Annotated in this window: 13 protein-coding genes; 5 read left to right on the forward strand and 8 right to left on the reverse strand. The window is 51.4% G+C overall.

Annotated elements, in window-relative coordinates; all coding sequences use genetic code 11:
• Window positions 1-446 precede the first annotated feature (446 nt).
• Window positions 447-2,168 carry an L-lactate permease gene (locus JWG39_RS05290; protein ID WP_205218336.1) on the forward strand — a complete coding sequence of 574 codons (1,722 nt, stop codon included), beginning with the start codon at window positions 447-449 and terminating at the stop codon, window positions 2,166-2,168.
• A gap of 380 nt (window positions 2,169-2,548) precedes the next feature.
• Window positions 2,549-2,788 (forward strand): hypothetical protein, encoded by a 240-nt coding sequence (locus JWG39_RS05295; RefSeq protein WP_205218337.1) that lies wholly within the window; start codon window positions 2,549-2,551, stop codon window positions 2,786-2,788.
• 315 nt (window positions 2,789-3,103) lie between these two features.
• On the opposite strand, the gene JWG39_RS05300 is transcribed toward JWG39_RS05295, so the two are convergent.
• The 3 genes from JWG39_RS05300 to JWG39_RS05310 are packed head-to-tail and all read right to left on the reverse strand — an operon-like array spanning window position 3,104 to window position 5,421.
• Entirely contained in the window at window positions 3,104-4,063 is a 960-nt protein-coding gene (locus JWG39_RS05300; RefSeq protein ID WP_205218338.1) for an aldo/keto reductase, read from the reverse strand.
• A gap of 3 nt (window positions 4,064-4,066) precedes the next feature.
• Entirely contained in the window at window positions 4,067-4,555 is a 489-nt protein-coding gene (locus JWG39_RS05305; RefSeq protein WP_205218339.1) for a CYTH domain-containing protein, read from the reverse strand.
• Window positions 4,556-4,572: 17 nt separating this feature from the next.
• A complete protein-coding gene (locus tag JWG39_RS05310; RefSeq protein WP_240191997.1) occupies window positions 4,573-5,421 on the reverse strand; it encodes an EI24 domain-containing protein in 849 nt (282 codons plus the stop codon).
• Between the two features lie 353 nt (window positions 5,422-5,774).
• Here JWG39_RS05310 and radA point away from each other — a divergent pair, with 353 nt between their 5' ends.
• Together radA and JWG39_RS05320 are read left to right on the forward strand one after the other, a co-directional pair.
• Complete coding sequence (gene radA, locus JWG39_RS05315) at window positions 5,775-7,145, forward strand: DNA repair protein RadA (RefSeq protein WP_205218340.1); 1,371 nt, start codon at window positions 5,775-5,777, stop codon at window positions 7,143-7,145.
• Window positions 7,146-7,405: 260 nt separating this feature from the next.
• The gene (locus JWG39_RS05320; protein ID WP_205218341.1) at window positions 7,406-8,767 is read left to right on the forward strand and encodes a cyclic nucleotide-binding domain-containing protein; all 1,362 of its coding nucleotides are present in this window, start codon (window positions 7,406-7,408) and stop codon (window positions 8,765-8,767) included.
• Between the two features lie 501 nt (window positions 8,768-9,268).
• On the opposite strand, the gene JWG39_RS05325 is transcribed toward JWG39_RS05320, so the two are convergent.
• Genes JWG39_RS05325 through JWG39_RS05340 form a run of 4 tightly spaced genes read right to left on the reverse strand, consistent with a single transcriptional unit; the run spans window position 9,269 to window position 15,217 of the window.
• On the reverse strand, window positions 9,269-10,618 hold the full coding sequence (locus JWG39_RS05325) for a class II 3-deoxy-7-phosphoheptulonate synthase (RefSeq protein ID WP_205218342.1): 1,350 nt from the start codon (window positions 10,616-10,618) through the stop codon (window positions 9,269-9,271).
• Window positions 10,619-10,659: 41 nt separating this feature from the next.
• Entirely contained in the window at window positions 10,660-11,214 is a 555-nt protein-coding gene (locus tag JWG39_RS05330; protein ID WP_205218343.1) for a type I restriction enzyme HsdR N-terminal domain-containing protein, read from the reverse strand.
• A 29-nt stretch (window positions 11,215-11,243) separates the two neighbouring features.
• On the reverse strand, window positions 11,244-13,937 hold the full coding sequence (locus JWG39_RS05335; protein ID WP_205218344.1) for an MlaD family protein: 2,694 nt from the start codon (window positions 13,935-13,937) through the stop codon (window positions 11,244-11,246).
• The gene (locus tag JWG39_RS05340) at window positions 13,934-15,217 is read right to left on the reverse strand and encodes a PqiA/YebS family transporter subunit (RefSeq protein WP_205218345.1); all 1,284 of its coding nucleotides are present in this window, start codon (window positions 15,215-15,217) and stop codon (window positions 13,934-13,936) included. The genes JWG39_RS05335 and JWG39_RS05340 overlap by 4 nt, the downstream gene beginning before the upstream one ends.
• Window positions 15,218-15,325: 108 nt before the next feature.
• On the opposite strand from JWG39_RS05340, the gene JWG39_RS05345 reads away from it, so the two are divergent.
• Window positions 15,326-16,225, forward strand: a complete 900-nt coding sequence (locus JWG39_RS05345) for a 50S ribosomal protein L11 methyltransferase (RefSeq protein WP_205218346.1) — start codon at window positions 15,326-15,328, stop codon at window positions 16,223-16,225.
• Between the two features lie 264 nt (window positions 16,226-16,489).
• On the opposite strand, the gene JWG39_RS16725 is transcribed toward JWG39_RS05345, so the two are convergent.
• Complete coding sequence (locus JWG39_RS16725; protein WP_275888960.1) at window positions 16,490-16,621, reverse strand: hypothetical protein; 132 nt, start codon at window positions 16,619-16,621, stop codon at window positions 16,490-16,492.
• Between the last annotated feature and the right edge of the window lies 1 nt (window position 16,622).

Genomic DNA, 16,622 nt, shown 5'->3' on the forward strand with positions numbered 1-16,622 from the left:
CGGCAGAATGAGGAGGCCGGGTAATTTTTATACAGGGGAATTCTGAATTGTTGGAGAACATGCCAGCGCTGGAGGGGGAAAAGGTGGCAAAAGCGTGGTTTATATAATTTTATTTGCGTGTTTTTTTTGTTCTAAAATTACAATCTGGCATATTTATCACAATAAAGGCTGTGTGAGTGATGAATAATTAGCGTTTTTTTGGAATACCAATAGCGAATATCCACTTCTTTTTTCTCAATATCACCTCTGCCTGGATTACTGGTATACCAATGGGAAAAAAGTACGTGATTTTCGTGAGAAGTAGTTGCATGGGGGCTGACAGTTCGGCTACAATATCGCCTGTCTGAATTCTCTGGCATGGAAGAATTCCCCGGTGGCAAAACGGGGAAACAATTGGGAGAGGCATCTGCGCAATCCCGTAAATTCTGGAAAAGGAACAGCGGTCTATGGCTGAATTAAACGTTGATTATCTCTCTGCATTTATGGCATTTCTGCCAATTCTGCTGACCATCGTACTGATGGCTGGAATGAACTGGGGTGCAAAAAAGGCACTGCCGTTATCGTGGGCAGTAGCGGCAGTCATTGCCTGGTCATACTGGGGTATGGATCCCAGTAAAATTTTTGGTTTCTCTTTCTTCGGATGTCTCAAAGCAGTTGATATTCTGATCATTATCTTTGGTGCGTTGCTCATTCTTAACACCATGAAACTCTCTGGAGCAATGGCGACAATCAACCATGGGTTTAATGGGATTACCAATGACCGGCGTATCCAGGCAATCATCATCGGTTTCATGTTTGGAGCCTTCATTGAGGGTGCTGCCGGTTTCGGAACCCCTGCGGCTCTCGCCGGTCCGCTGATGGTCGGGCTTGGATTCCCTCCGCTTGCCGCTGCCATGGTGGCCCTGATTTTTAACTCGGTACCGGTTCCCTTCGGTGCTGTCGGGACCCCGATTACGGGTGGAGCGATGAAAACCCTCGCTGGCAGCTCTGACAGTCTGCTGAACATTCTTCACGTTGATCCCGAGATGTTTAAAATGGCGCTGACTCAGTGGGTAGCCATTCCCAACGGACTCGTGGGGATTTTTCTTCCGCTGCTTGGTGTGGCCATCATGTGCCGCTTCTTCGGGAAAGAGCGCTCCTTTAAACCGGCTCTCGCGGCAGCTCCCTTTGCCATCTTTGCCGGGGTTGTGTTTGCTGTTCCCTACATTCTTATTGCCACCTACCTTGGACCGGATCTTCCCTCTCTGCTCGGTGCTTTTATTGGTCTTGGCATTATCATCTTCGCGGCCAAAAAAGGTTTTTTGATTCCGAAAAAAACCTGGGACTTCCCCCCGAAATCGGAATGGGAATCCAACTGGAAATCTCGTGATGAAGATACTGGCAATGTTGGTGAGGCCAAAATGGGGATGGTTATGGCATGGATGCCCTATGTGCTCATTGCCCTTATCCTTGTTGTTACCCGTATCCCTGTCCTCCCCTTGAAAGCATGGCTCACCTCCCAGACCCTCGTCTGGCCGGATGTGATGAATACCGGATCGAATTATGTGCTCAAGTGGGCCTATCTGCCGGGAACCATTCCCTTCATTCTTGTTGCTTTTATCACCAATTTCATGCACGGCATGAAACCGGGTGCTGTTGTAAAATCGTGGAAGATGACCTTCGGACAGATCTCCGGTGCTGCCATAGCCCTGTTTGCCGGTGTGGCAATGGTGCAGTTGATGCTGAACTCGAAGATTATCGATGCCAGTGGTGTGATGGCCATGCCGTCCATGCTTACCACCATGGCCCAGGCTGCTGCTCAAGCCACAGGTCAGGCGTATCCGCTTATTGCGACCCTTATCGGGATTCTCGGTTCCTTCATGTCGGGTTCCGCGACGGTTTCCAACCTGCTCTTTGCTTCTCTGCAGTTTGAAACAGCTCATATTCTCCAGCTTCCGGAGGTCATTATCGTGGCGATTCAGACCATCGGTGCGGCTATTGGGAATATGATCTGTGTTAACAACGTGGTCGCCGTCTGTGCCACCGTAGGCTGTCTGGGGGCGGAAGGTCTGATTATCCGACGCAACGCCATTCCGGCTTGCATCTACTATCTTGCTATTACGGGAGTGGCCCTCTTTCTCATCTATATGGGAGTTGATCCGATTCCTCTTGAGGGCGGAATTCACTGATTACGCTGCCTGTTCTTCCCGGCCGTCTGCATTTATAATGCAGGCGGCCTTTTTTTTTGGTGATTACGAAGGGATAAACAGGATGTAATACCATTCCTATTAAGTTGTGACCGTACTAAATGCCATTTTCACTTTCTATTGGCGAATTCAAAGGCAGGGGGATGGGAGACAGGAGAAAGGAGACGGGAGACAGGGAAAAGCAAAAGACGGAACAGCGAAAAACTTTTTGCCAAAGGAAAGCTCTAATCATGCGAATAAAGGCAAAAAACTTTAAGAAGTTACGCTTTTATAAAAAATGCCCTTTTTCACATGAGTAGACCATTTCTATTAAGTTATGCTCTTTTTACATCCTGTTTATTCATTCGTAATCACAAAAAAAGATGTCCACGCAGTCACGCTCTCTGGTCAATACAAAATGTAAATGGTATAAAATTGATTTCAATGGTGATACCGGTGGCATTTCATCACCACTGGTGAAAAATCGGCACGGCGGTGATTTCCCGCAACGTTGTTGTGTAGACAAGGCATGCCTTGTCTCTACGGTGGCGGGAATCAGCGAAATGGCAACCATCACCGATAACCCGCGAAACAATACACGCCATGTTGTCACCACGGGGTGATACCGATGGTATTATACCAATCACATTTTTTACTGACCAGAGAACGCAACTGCGTGGACATCTTTTGCTTTTTCCCGTCTCCCGTCCTGCCCGCCTTTATTCGCATGATTAGAGCTTTTCTTTGGCGAAAAAATATTTTTGCTGTTCCGTCTAAATGTTTTTGCCTTTCTTCGCGGTCTTCGTGTCCTTCGCGGTGAAAAATGTCTTACCGCCTTTTGCTTTTTCCCGTCTCCCGTCTCCTTTCTCCCTTTTCCCATCCCCCTGCCTTTGAATCCGCCAATACAAAATGTAAATGGTATAAAGTTTCCTTCCGTCTCAAGCCGTGTCAGTCCACAGCCAGTCCAGAGAGTAGGGAGATTTCTTACTGCAGAACGGGGAGCCGTCAATGAGGCGGAGTCCGCAATTGAGCTGGTCGATGCGTTCTCTCTGAGAGGGTGAGAGGGAAAGGCTGACAGCCTGCAGGTTTTCCTGCAGGCGTGCGGGATGAATCGATTTTGGAATGACTGCTACGCCTCGTGCCAGATTCCATGCCAGCGCTACTGCAGCAGGGGTGCGGCCGGTCTCTTTGGCGATTTTTTGCAGAACAGGGTGGTCAAGCAGTTCGAGGACATCTGCATTGCGGATATTCTCCGGTCGATCTCCAGAACCGAGGGGCGCAAAGGCGGTAACCGCTACGTTTTTTTTTCGGCACCAGTCAAGCAGCTGCCGCTGCTGCAGATACGGGTGACACTCTACCTGCAGGACGGCAGGTTTAATGTCGGCGGCGGTAAAGAGTTGCTGCAGGCGTGAGCGTTTGCAATTGCTTACACCAATGCCACGCAGCAGCCCTCTGTGAACAAGCTTTTCCATGGCGTGCCAGGTGGCCATAAGCCGGTTGTCATCGGGGGGAAGGTACTGCTCCGCACGTTTGGGGTGGTCGCAGTCGGCGGAGAAACTTACCGGCCAGTGGATAAGATAGAGGTCGAGAAAGTCGAGCTGCAGTTCCCGCAGGGTTCGTTCAAGGGCCGGGCGGACATGCTTCGCGAGGTGAGCGTTGTTCCACAGCTTGGAGGTGATGAAGAGCTCCTCCCGACGGATTCGTCCCGAGGAGAGCCAGCGGTGGAAGACCTCACCGATCTCCGCCTCGTTTTTGTAGATGGTGGCGCAGTCAAAATGACGGTATCCCGTCTCAAGAGCGGCTTCCACCGCAACAGCCGCCTCTCCCCGCTTTGTCTTCCAGGTTCCGAGACCTATGGCTGGCAGAACATTGCCGTTGCTCAGGGACAGAGTTTGCACGTCCTACTCTCCGTCCTTTTCCTCAGCAGTCCACTCACTGAAGGGGTAGTGAACCAGACTTGCGTTATAATAACGCGGTCTGTCAGTTACCTCTTTCCCAAGCCAGGCTGGCCGGGGAAAAGGCTGGTCGGGGCTGTCCAGCTCAATTTCGGCAACCACCAGTCCCTCGTTCTCCCCGAGAAAGCTATCGACTTCCCAGACAAAATTATCCACAGTAAAGATATAGCGGGTTTTCTCGATGATTGGTGGGATGCAGAGTTCTTTGAGCATCTGCAGAGCGTCGGTGACGGGGATTTCATATTCATATTCCCGGCGTACACCGTTGACAGTCGGTCCCTTAACCGTGATCCAGCCGACATTGCGGGAGGTGCGGATGCGCACCGTGCCCTCCTCACTGCTGCTGAGATAACCCTGCCGAAAACGATGTCCCTGACCAAGCTCCTGCCAGGAGTCATCCCTGAGTAGAAATTTCTTTTCGATTTCGTATCCCATCTTTTTGTCTCCGTGGATTATTGAACTTCAGTATGATTCTGTCCGGACTGTACTTCGGCAGGAGTAAAGTTGAGTGTCGCATGAACTGTCAACAGCGGGAAAAACAGCGCCATCGCAAAAATATTGACCAGAGGAATCATCGACAGCAGCGCCGGGCCGACGCCGAGACGGAGTGAAGTTCCCTTGTATCTCCACAGCCATTGCAGTTTCCTGCCAAGTGTCCAGCGCTGTCGTGAGGCAGGAAAGTCGATGAAAAGCAGTGTGGAGTAGAAGCAGTAGAGCAGGAAAGCGGCAACCTGTCCAACCACTGGCAGAAAATTGAGCAATATGGCGAGGATAGTGACAAATATGCCGAAAATGCTGATCTTTACGCCTTCAAGGAGATCCCTCAGTATTCCTCTGAAGTTGAAATCGGCGTCTTCAGTAAAATATTCTCCCGCCCGGATTTTCTCCGCCGCGCGGCTGAGAAAAGCATAGCCGGGGGTCGTAAGAGTGTAGGCGAGGAGGAAGGCGAGATAGAAGGTGACGACCCGGCTGAGGAGAAGGTAGAGCCAGTCTCCGGCCAGCCATGCGGCGTACTTGAGCCAGCCGAGAACTCCGACCGCCGCCGGTTCCGCCGGCATCAGATTGTGGGCAAAGGAATCAAGCTGACTGAGGGCAAGGTAATCGCCCAGCCAGGTGATGAGGATGGTTGCGGCAAAGAGCATGACGCTCCACATCAGCAGTTTCGGCTTACTGAAAATCAGTTTTATGCTGGTAAACAGCGGCGTCCATTGTAGACGCTGTACGGTAGTTTTTGTATTCATGGGCTGGCAGGAAAGAGGTTGTGAAAATAAAGCGGTGCTGGCAGAAATTGCCAAAATCAATCAGGACTCAATATAGCTTTTTCAAAGGCGCATGTAAAGATAAGGGGAGGCGGGAGACGGGAGACAGGGAAAAGCAAAAGACGGAACAGCGAAAAACTTTTTGCCAAAGGAAAGCTCTAAACATGCGAATAAAAGTAAAAAACTTTAAAAAAAGATTTCCACGCAGTTACGTTCTCTGGTTAACACAAAATGTAAATGGTATTATGCGCAGCCTGGGAGTTGAAATGCCGGAGGGGCAAACCTTGGCCTGCACAGAAAGAGAGTTGCGTAAACCCGCTGTTCTCTTTAGTGTAAATCGTAGAGGCTTTTTTTCTGGAAGAGTTACAACGTTTGCACACCCCAAATATAAAAACATGAAAGCGAAAAAAGTACAGAATATCTATGTCTGCCAGCAGTGTGGATATAAGAACAGCAAGTGGCTCGGGCGCTGCCTCGAATGTGGTGCCTGGGGGACCATGGTAGAGGAGATTGACCTGCCGCCCCAGGGAAAAGGAAGTAGAATAAGCATGGGAAACATGCCGGTGCCTCTGTCAGAGGCCCCGGATGGGGATGAAAATCGTCTGCGTATCGGTATCGAAGAACTGGACCGCGTCCTGGGAGGAGGTATTGTCACCGGCTCAGTGGTCCTCATTGGCGGGGAGCCGGGCATCGGAAAATCAACGTTGCTCCTGCACCTGCTCGCGGCCCTCGCCAATTCATCAGGGAAACGGGTGCTCTACGTCTCGGGAGAGGAATCCGCCCGGCAGATCAAAATGCGTGCAGACCGTCTCGGTGCCACTCACCCGGATACCTGGCTTGCCACCGAGACCAGTGTTGAGCACATTGTGCAGATGGCCGCTGAGATGAAACCGGCACTGCTGGCTGTTGATTCTGTGCAGACGCTCTCCTGCGAGGGGGTCGCGTCTTCGCCCGGTTCTGTCAGCCAGATTCGTGAATCCACTGCCAGACTGATTGAGTTTGCCAAGACCCGTAACATTCCCGTGGTACTGGTTGGGCATGTTACTAAAGATGGCTCCATCGCCGGGCCAAAGGTGCTGGAGCACATGGTTGATACCGTGCTCTATTTTGAGGGGGATCGCAGTCATGCCTTCCGAATCCTGCGTACGGTGAAGAACCGTTTCGGTTCCGCCAGTGAGATCGGTGTGTTCGAGATGAAAGAAGAGGGTTTGGTAGAAGTGAAGAATCCTTCCGAGATCTTCCTCGCCGAGCGTCCTCTTGACGAGCCCGGCTCGGTGGTGTTGCCAAGCGTCGAGGGGACCCGCCCCATCCTTGTGGAGGTGCAGGCGCTGGTCAGCCCCACCAATCTCGGCACCGCCCGGCGTACAGCCATCGGCACGGACCACCAGCGTCTCTCACTGCTCTGTGCTATTCTTGAGAAAAAAGGTGGTATGGATATGTACGGCAATGATGTCTTTGTCAATATTGCCGGTGGCATTCGCATTGACGAAACGGCGCTTGATCTCGGAGTGGTGTGCGCCCTCGCCTCCAGTCTGCTGAATAAACCTATTCCCTCAAGTACGGCAGTTTGTGGTGAGATCGGACTGGCGGGAGAAGTGCGTGCCGTAGGCCACATGGAGGTTCGGGCGAAGGAGGCTCAGCGTCTTGGCTTTTCCCGTCTTATCCTTCCGGAAACCAATCGACAGCGGATTAAACTGCCGGCGGGGATCGAACTGGTCGGCGTCAACAATATTGGCGAATTGTTGGATATTGTCTTTCAGGCATAATAATGCTAAAACATAAAGGGTACATTGAAACAGCCTGCATTCATTTATATTCGAGGCACAGGAGGAAATTTTTTAGTGTAACGAAGAAGATAAGTGCTTATCCAAGGTACCCTGAAGTCTAAAGTTTTTTTTGAGATATCTTTTAAAGTCCAATCCATCAACAGCGGGGAAGATAATGTCGCACGCACATCAAGATGACGAAAGTGTTAATGTCAAGGTTGCAGTTATTCTTATAGGAGTATTTTTCACTATAATATTTATTGCTCTCTGGAACTGAAATTATAGTCGTGGAGCAGGGACATAGCGCAGCCGGGAAGAGCAGGATCGGAAGGGAGCGTCAGGTCGTCATTATTATGACGGATATGGTGCATTATTCCAGTATTACGGCAGAGATGACACCCACTGAGATCTGTGCCTTTCTCTCAAATTATCACAGCAATATCCACAGTATCCTTGAAGATGAGGCTTTTCAGCCGATGGAGATTGAACCCATCGCCGGTGATGGTGGTATCATCACCTTTGACAAGCGTCCTGGGGAGACTCCTTCCGGAATCTGTACGCGGGCTCTGCTGGTGGCAATGCGTCTCACCTGTGCAATCAGTGAATCACGCCTTGTTTCCACCCGCATGGGCCTGATGCTTGGCTATATTGTTGAGTCAAAAATTGGCGAAAAAACGGTGAAGAACGGCTCTTGTCTTGCTGTTGCCAGCCGTCTCGAAGAGCTTTCCGGCTATTTCAACACCTGCTTTCTCATGGACCGCGAGATCGCCCGCTATCAGCAGGGATTTGATGACTACGTGGTCAACGTCGCCAAGGTGAGCCTTGCCTGCGTGCCTCATCCGCTCAATCTTTTCACTGTTTATGTTCCCGGCAGTTCCTGTGTTCCCGAAAATGTCGACAAAGAAAAACTCAAGGAAATGATTCGCCATAAAAATCAGGCGATGGAACTGTTCTCTGGCAACATGCTGAAGAATATCGTGCCGGATTTCCCCCAGGTGTATAAAGAGCTGCTTGAAAGCCAGGCGATGTTCCAGAAACTCACCGGTACTGTTGACCATGCAACCGGTCGAATTTTTGAGTATATCCGTGAAATACCCCAGCCTGGAATCAGTTTCAGGAATCATGGCATGGAGATGCTGGAGAAGAACCGAAGTTTCTTTGGTAAGCGTCTTCTCCACCTCTCAAAAGAGTTACTGCGGGCGATGAATCCTGATGTATTTGAGGTGCTGGTGGAGAACACCGAATGGGAACAGTACTTCAAGCTGGAGTGGTTTCACGAAGGAGATACTATTATTGAGAGTGGCGCTGAGGCACAGGGTATCTACTACATTGACTACGGCAGGGTCTGCACGTACACCCCCGAGGGAAAACTGCTTTCCACGATGACAGCCGGGGCAGTTTTCGGCGAGATGGCCTGTTTTGGCAATGAGAAGAAAAAGAATACTGTGATTATTGCGTGCACCGAGACAGTGATCCGGCGAATCACCCCGGAGAATTTAAAAAAGCTGCCGATGATTATCAAAATATTTGAGACGATTGCCGAGAACCGCAAAAAGGATATTTCGAATTGCCAGGAACAGGAGTTCTACAGCAGTAGAGACAAAAAATTCCCACGACCATGACTGGTTGCGGGATTTTTTTTGTCTGGCCTGGTCTGCAGTTTGTAACCACGAATGGACACGAATAAACACGAATTATTACTCATACCATTCCTATTAAGTTGTGACCGTACTAAATGCCATTTTCACTTTCTATTGGCGAATTCAAAGGCAGGGGGATGGGAGGCAGGAGAAAGGAGACGGGAGACAGGGAAAAGCAAAAGACGGAACAGCGAAAAACTTTTTGCCAACGAATAAAAGCTCTAATCATGCGAATAAAAGCAAAAAACTTTAAGAAGTTACGCTTTTATAAGAAATGCCCTTTTTCGCATGATTAGACCATTTCTATTAAGTTATGCTCTTTTTACATCCTGTTTATTCATTCGTAATCACAAAAAAAGATGTCCACGCAGCCTCGATCTCTGGTCAATACAAAATGTAAATGGTATCATTCACTGGCAGAGCGTTTGAAAAAAAAGCCGTCTGCGGTCGAAACCGGAGACGGCGGGAAACTTCTTTACTTTGTCAGCTGCGGATCATGTCAGCAAGCTGAAAAGCGACCTCAAGACTCTGTTCTGAATTGAGGCGTGGGTCACAGGTCGTTTCGTAGTTCTGCGACAACTCTTCATCAACGATATTATGGGCACCGCCGGTGCATTCCGTAACATCGTTGCCGGTCATTTCCAGGTGAATCCCTCCGGGAATTGTCCCCTCTGCCCAGTGAGTTTCAAAGAAGCAGGTGATCTCAGAGACGATATCGTTGAAATTTCTAGTCTTATGACCGGAACTGGCGGTGTAGGTGTTGGCGTGCATCGGATCACAGCTCCAGACTACATGCATTCCCTCCCGTTTTATCTCCCGCAGCAGTGGCGGCAGTACCTTCTCCACATTGTCTTTGCCAAGGCGGGTGATAATGGTCAGCCGTCCCTTTTCATTATCTGGATTGAGGACGTTAATCAGCCGTTTCACTTCATCGATGTCGTGTTTTGGCCCGAGTTTCAGGCCGAGGGGATTGTGTACTCCACGCAGAAACTCTACATGAGCCCCGTCGATCTGGCGGGTACGTTCCCCAATCCATACAAGGTGTGCGGAGCAGTCATACCACTTTTCGGTAATGTGGTCGAGACGGGTGAGCGACTCTTCATACCCAAGCAGCAGGGCCTCATGGGATGTGTAGAACTGGGTCTGCTCGATCTGCGGCAACTCTGAACTGATGCCAATGGTCTCCATGAACTGGATTGCCTGACTGATCTGTTTGGCGAGGCGATTATAACTGCGACCCATTGGAGATGCTGCGACAAATTCCTGATTCCATGCCTGCACCCGCTGTAGAGAGCCGAAACCACCGTGGGTGAAGGCACGCAGCAGATTGAGGGTTGATGCCGCCATGTTATAACCCTGAAGCATGTTCTTCGGATTAGGGGTACGGGCAGCCTTGGTGAACTCTGCACCGTTGACCATGTCTCCTCGATAAGAGGGAAGTTCAACACCATCCCTGGTCTCGATGTCGGAAGAACGCGGCTTGGCGAACTGGCCGGCGATACGGCCCAGCTTGATAATCGGGATTTCACCTGCGTAGGTGAGCACGACAGACATCTGCAGCAGTACTTTCAGCTTTTCACGGATATTGAGAGCAGTGACATTGCTGAAGTTTTCAGAGCAGTCACCCCCCTGGAGAAGGAAGGCTTTGCCGTCCACGGCATCAGCAAGTTCTTTCTTCAGGGAACGAATCTCTCCGGCAAAGACCAGCGGTGGCAGCAGGGAGAGTTTATCACGTACCTTTTTTTCCGCCTCTTTACTGGGCCAGAGGGGTTGTTGCAGGGCGTTGAAGTTTCGCCAGCTTGATTTGTTCCAGTTTTTCTGTTCAGTCGTCATTGCTATTCCTGAGTTTCAAAGGTTTCGCGCCTTCATGATTATCATTTCTTTAAATCGAGAATACAGTGCGGTAGATCGAAGGCGTTTAAAATACGTAATTCACGCTCCCGTTTTGCTTCCGACGGGGCAGGGAGTAACGGGCGGGAAAGCCACTGCTGCTCAAGCATTTCACGTGAAGGAAGAGAGTGTAAACCATGTTCAAGAACTCTGCCACTTTTGGTCTCAAGAACTTCGGCATCCTGACCGTTGAAAACCACGGCAAGGGGCAGACAAAATTGCGGGTGCCATACCCGTGCGGCGGCAATTGCTGAGCGTTCCCGACTGACCAGCGAGCCCGGCGCGCAGCGCAGCATCACCAAAGGGGTTTCACCGCAGAAAGCGATAAGATCAAGAAATGAGATCACTTCCCGTCCGGAGATGGTTGTAGTGATGATCTCCCCGCCAAGCAACTCCTCCCGTGCAAAGTTTTTCTCCTCTACCAGCATTCGTGCAAGCTGCTGGCGGATACGTTCGTCATCGGTATCCACCTTTTCTTCTCCGGTAAGGAAGTCGTTTACCTTGCCATAATTCAGAATGTGTGAAGTTTCCTGCTGCATGGTTTCTGTCCCTTTTGAGTTCTGAGTTCTTATTTGAGATACTTGCCGCCATCCTCTTTTTCCAGAATCTGTACATTCGGTTCCCAGTCCAGCCACTTTTCTTCCGGGGTTTCGTGCAGGACATAAAGCTGCCCCGGTTTCGCCCGTTTGCTGGCTTCCTTGTTATCGGGGGTAGCGAAGGCGATGCCACCTTTGAGCATTGATTCAAGAGAACCGGTCTGCACTGTTACTCCGGAGAAAATTCCACCCTCAATCCGTGCTCCGCTGATGTTCCAGAAGCAGGTGTTCTCTCGGACAATAGGGGCGAAGCGGGATTTGATGGAAATGAAGATCTGCACTTTCTGAAAGGTGGACGAAAGTTCGTAACCGGTTACCTCACCGACCTTGATTTCTCGGTAATAGACCGGTGAACCGACACTGATTGAGCCGAGATGGGTGGTTTCCAGTACAACGCCGAGTCCCTCCGCATTGGCAATGTCGCCAAGGGGTGCCCTGTCAAGGGCGATGTAATTGTTGGCCGGTTTGCCGTGACCGGGCAGGAGGGAGAGATGGGCGCCGAAGATCAGTGCCTGCGGATTTTTCACTCCGGTTATGTTGATCTCCGCCCCTGTAACCCACAGCATGGTTCCTTCCCGGAAGAGGTCACGGGCCTCGCGCTGGATGCGCAACCTCGCCTGCACGTTCTTCATCTTCCTGTCAAGTTTGAGAGAGAGTATCCGGCCGATACTGATGCCTTTATAGAGTACCGGGCTCTGCTCGCGCAGCCCCGTACTCTCAGACAGAATGACGGTGATGCCGAAGCAGTCGGCGTCTTTTGCTTCAGCGAGATCTTTGTAAAGCTGCCACGGCTCTCCTTTCTTCTTCGGCCAGGCTCCGGGAATATTGACCATACTGATGCCACCGGCAGCCATGGCAAGCAGCGAATCGGTGCGTATGTCCAGTCCGCTCAGTCCGGCGTTCACCTGCACGCCGCCGGCATAGTAGAAACGGGAGGCGTCAGTGACCAGTTTGTCGAAGTTTTTGTAGACAAGGGCGTTAATAAGGACGTGATCCTTTTTATCGAGACGGAAATCACGTATCTCGCCGATCTGCACGCTCTTATAAAGGAGGGGCGCACCGATAGAAAGTGATGAACTTCTCTCCGCGCTGAGCTGGATGAGCCGTCCTTTCTGCTGCAGCACTGGTGTTGCGGCAGTTGCTTCGCCATATCCAGAGTAAAGCGGGAAGCTGTCACCGTCTTGAATTGCCTTCCCCTGTTGCGGAGTAGCAAAACTGATGCCGCCGAAGAACATGGTGGCCAGCGGTCCGGTCTCTACGCTGAACCCGGTGCTGACATTTGCCTTCACCTTCATCCCGGACTGCAGCCAGAAGACGCTGCTGCGGTTGAGGAGGTGGAGGTATTCTTCGTAAAGGTAGATATGGGTTTTTAACTTTCCACTGTTCCCCTCAATATTGATTGCGACTACTTCGCCGACCTGGATATTCTTATAGAAGACCGGTGAACCTGCAGTAACTTCCGAGGTATTGGCGGAGGTAAGATAGAGGCTGCTGCCGGAGCGCAAAGGAAGCTCTGGTGGCGGTGTGGGCAGCAGGGTAAAGTGGTCGCGGAACGTCCCTTTGCCGGGGCGGAAGGTGATGTAGGCACCGCTGATCAACCGGTCAAGGTTGTCGACCCCCGCAGGGCTGAGCCTGGTTTTCACCAGCCAGAAGGCAGACGAGTCGCGAAGAATACGTTCTGCCTGCGGGTCGAGTTGAATATGGGCGGTAATCTTTGGGAAGTCAGCCTGGTTCATCTCCACTGATTTCACTACTCCGGCCACCAGTCCGCGATACATTACTTTGGTGACGCCTTCAACAATACCGTCACTTGAGGTGAGGTCAAGGGTAAGTGGCAGACCGTATTCCGCTTCGGCAGAGTTGGCATAGAGTTTGAATGAATCACCGTTTTTTGCCAGCGGGCTCTTCTCTTCGATGGTGGGCGTAAAGAGCTGGATACCTCCGCGCAAAAGGGCCGCCATTGATTCCACATGCACCTCGACACTGGAGAGAGTGCCGCGGATATCCAGGCCGCTGACGTTGCAAAAACGGCTGCCGCTGTGAACCAGATTCTCATAGTGTGGTTTGATCAGTGCATGGATAATGACGGAGGAGTCATTGTTGAGCTGGGTCTGTTCTACTTCGCCAATGAGGACGTTACTGAAATAGATACCGCTGCCAGTCTGGATAGAGCCGAGGTCTTCGGCCTTGAGCTGAACGTGCAGGCCGGGGGTGTTTTTCGGCGGAGGTGGTGGCTCTTCGGCGGCGATGAACTCATCACAGAAGACTCTGGACTCTCCTGCCTGCATATTGATGTAAGAACCGGAAAAGATAGTCTCCAGACCGGTTATTGAAGAGGCTGAGAGCTGAGGACGCACCACCCAGAAAACAGTGTCTTCCACCAGCGCGTTTTTCACCTGTGAATCCATCTTCAAGGTGGCCACGAGGCGGGACTGCTTGATATCCGGGCTGATTTCGGTCACGGTTCCCACCGGGATACCACGCACCATTACTTTGGTCTTGCCTGCGGTAACACCGCTGGCGCTGTGCAGCATCAGGGTAATGTCGATGCCGGCGTTTTGATAGACGTTCCACAGCAGAGATGCGCAGATAACAGCTGCCACGATGGGCAGAATCCAGATCGGCGAGATTCCCCTGTTTTTCAGGATGGCAGGTTTTTGAGTCATGATGAATGTGAGGATGGAAGAAAAAGGGTACGATCCCACATGGTTCGCGGATCGAAGGTTTCTGCGGCGGTCATGGTAAGGGTGACAACGATGCAGAACCAGGTGCAGCCGGGAGCGGCCCAGGTGGTGCTGACGAAGCCAAAATCGACCATTGCTGCCATCAGCGAGATGACGAAGATATCAAGCATCGACCAGCGGCCGATAAAGGTGATGAAGCGATACATCTTTGTCTTGCGGCGCAGCGAGGCCTCCGGCAGACTGTGGCAGAGCAGCAGAATGCTCAGCCCAATCACCTTGAAGACCGGTACCAGTATCGAAGCGCAGAGAATGACTGCGCCGACGAAATAGGAGCCGCTGTGAAAGAAGTAGATGATGCCATCAAGGATGGTGGAGTTTTGCGCCGAACCGAGGAAATCCACCTTCATGATCGGCAGCAGATTGGCCGGAAAAAGCAGCAGGACGGCGCTGGTAACGAGGACTGTGGTGCGGGAATTCGACTGCGGCTTGCGGCGGTGAACGATGGAGCCGCAGCGCGGGCACGGTTTCCCGCTCCAGCTTTTGTTGAGCAGCTTGTGACAGGTGTGGCAGAGAAAGATGTCGTGTTCTGCGGCGGTCTCCCCCATGCTTTCTTTGAAAAGGAGAGGAACGGGGGCTCCGGGGGAGAGGGCGTCAATTTTCAGCCAGAACATATCCCTGTCGATAACTGCCGAGGTTCCCAGAACGAGCAGTACAAGAGCAATAAAACAGAAAAAACCGGCTAGATATTCGATATGGGCTATGGGCAGCATCTTGATGATGGAGACAAGGATGCCGAGGAGGTAGACATCGAGCATTGCCCAGTCCGTAAGCTGCAGCCAGGCGCGGAAGAGACTCCCTGTCCAGCGGCTCCTGCGGTGGAAAAAGAGATTGAAACTGACCGCAAAGCTGAACAAAAGTGTTAAAAGGGGGAGAATAGCCGCCGAGAAAGAGACGGCCAGGGCGACAAAATAGTATTTCATCTCAAAGAGGTGTAGTATGGATTCCAGCAGATTGGCGGAGTCTTTGAACCCGAAGGCGTCCAGTTGCAGCAGTGGCAACAGCAGGGCGGGGAAGAAGAGCAGCAGCCCGCTCAATGAAGTAGCAAGTGCCTTTGTCTCCGTGCCGCGAACCCGTCTTGCCAGTCGCCGTCCGCAGCGCGGACAACAGAGTGAATGCCCGGCTTTGAGGGAGGCACTGCTGACCAGAAGGTCGCAGTCGGGGCAGGCGTAAAAAATCTGTGGTGTGAAATCGTCGTTACTCATGATTGCACGCAGGAAAAACCCTTGATTGTGAGAGGAAATTATACTTCGCCATTATACCGTATAAAGAACAAATTGTCATTGCAGGCAAATAACGTCGGGAAAAGTAAAATGGAAGAAAAGAAAAAGAGCTGGTTGAAGGTTATTGTAGATGCAAATCCAGCGCTGAGTGATGCCCTTGGCGATTTTTTCATGGGTGCCTTCTCTGCAGCAGTGGAGAGTGGTGCTCCAGATGAACCGGGATGGGGAACTGTTTCCGCCTGGCTTGAACAGGCGGATATCACTGAGGATGAGCGGGAGCAGATTCTTTCGAAGGTGCGGGCGTATCTTGCCGAACTGGAGTCTGCCATTGGCTGTTCCGGCGGGGTGGTTCGGTATGAGGTGGTGGAAGATCAGGACTGGATGGCAAACTGGAAGAAGTCTTTTGCTCCCTTCTCCATTGTTGACGGGCTGGTGATTGCTCCCAGCTGGGAAGAGTATAAACCGCAGGAAGGGGAGCAGGTAATCACCATGGATCCCGGCATGGCCTTTGGCACAGGTCTCCACGACACCACATCCTTCACCATGGAATTTATCCGTGAGGCGGTGGGAGAAGGGGCGAAGACCCTGCTTGATGTGGGTACTGGAACAGGTGTCCTCGGTATGGCCGGACTGCTTTTTGGGGCAGAACGGGTGCTGGGAATTGATAACGATCCCGAGGCAGTTCGTGCCGCAGTTGCCAATGTGGAGACGAACGGTCTCGCCGGGAAGATGAAAGTGGAGGAGACCCCGCTTGAGGAAGTGGAAGGGGTGTTTGACATAGTGGCGGCCAATATCATCCACAATGTCCTGCTCTCCATGTCCTCGGATCTCGTCGCGCGGCTGGCACCGGGCGGTTCTCTGGTCATCTCGGGAATTCTCGCGGGCAGGCAGACGGAAAATATCCAGCGGGTTTTCTCCTGCCTCGGATTGCAGCAGGTGGGCGAGCGCATTGGCAAGGAATGGGTGGCACTGCGGTTTGTCCGGGTGTAAAGGAAATGCCGGTTACACCTTTTACATTTTGTATTGGCGGATTCAAAAGGGGGACGGGAGACAGGAGACAGGAGACAGGGAAAAGCAAAAGACGGAACAGCGAAAAACTTTTTGCCAACGAATAAAAGCTCGAAACATGCGAATAAAGGCAAAAAACTTTAAAAAATATTTTAAAATTAAACAAAGAATGCGACTGCGTGGGCATCTTTTTGGGTGATGGATAAACAGGATGTAAAATTGATCGCAATGGTGATAACGGTGGCCTTACACATCATTGGTGAAAAATCGCCACAACAGTGATTCCAGCAATGGTGTTGTAGAGACAAGGCATGCCTTGTCTACACGGTGACAATAAACGTAATGATAACGGTGGAATGCCTCCTTAAACGGGGGCATA

Source organism: Desulforhopalus vacuolatus (genome assembly GCF_016918505.1).
Classification (GTDB): Bacteria; Desulfobacterota; Desulfobulbia; order Desulfobulbales; family Desulfocapsaceae; genus Desulforhopalus; species Desulforhopalus vacuolatus.

Coding starts and splice junctions, on each gene's coding strand:
- JWG39_RS05290 (WP_205218336.1), top strand. CDS start 447: ATGGCTGAATTAAACGTTGATTATCTCTCTGCATTTATGGCATTTCTG.
- JWG39_RS05295 (WP_205218337.1), top strand. CDS start 2,549: ATGTCCACGCAGTCACGCTCTCTGGTCAATACAAAATGTAAATGGTAT.
- JWG39_RS05305 (WP_205218339.1), bottom strand. CDS start 4,555: ATGGGATACGAAATCGAAAAGAAATTTCTACTCAGGGATGACTCCTGG.
- radA (WP_205218340.1), top strand. CDS start 5,775: ATGAAAGCGAAAAAAGTACAGAATATCTATGTCTGCCAGCAGTGTGGA.
- JWG39_RS05325 (WP_205218342.1), bottom strand. CDS start 10,618: ATGACGACTGAACAGAAAAACTGGAACAAATCAAGCTGGCGAAACTTC.
- JWG39_RS05330 (WP_205218343.1), bottom strand. CDS start 11,214: ATGCAGCAGGAAACTTCACACATTCTGAATTATGGCAAGGTAAACGAC.
- JWG39_RS05335 (WP_205218344.1), bottom strand. CDS start 13,937: ATGACTCAAAAACCTGCCATCCTGAAAAACAGGGGAATCTCGCCGATC.
- JWG39_RS05340 (WP_205218345.1), bottom strand. CDS start 15,217: ATGAGTAACGACGATTTCACACCACAGATTTTTTACGCCTGCCCCGAC.
- JWG39_RS05345 (WP_205218346.1), top strand. CDS start 15,326: ATGGAAGAAAAGAAAAAGAGCTGGTTGAAGGTTATTGTAGATGCAAAT.
- JWG39_RS16725 (WP_275888960.1), bottom strand. CDS start 16,621: ATGCCCCCGTTTAAGGAGGCATTCCACCGTTATCATTACGTTTATTGT.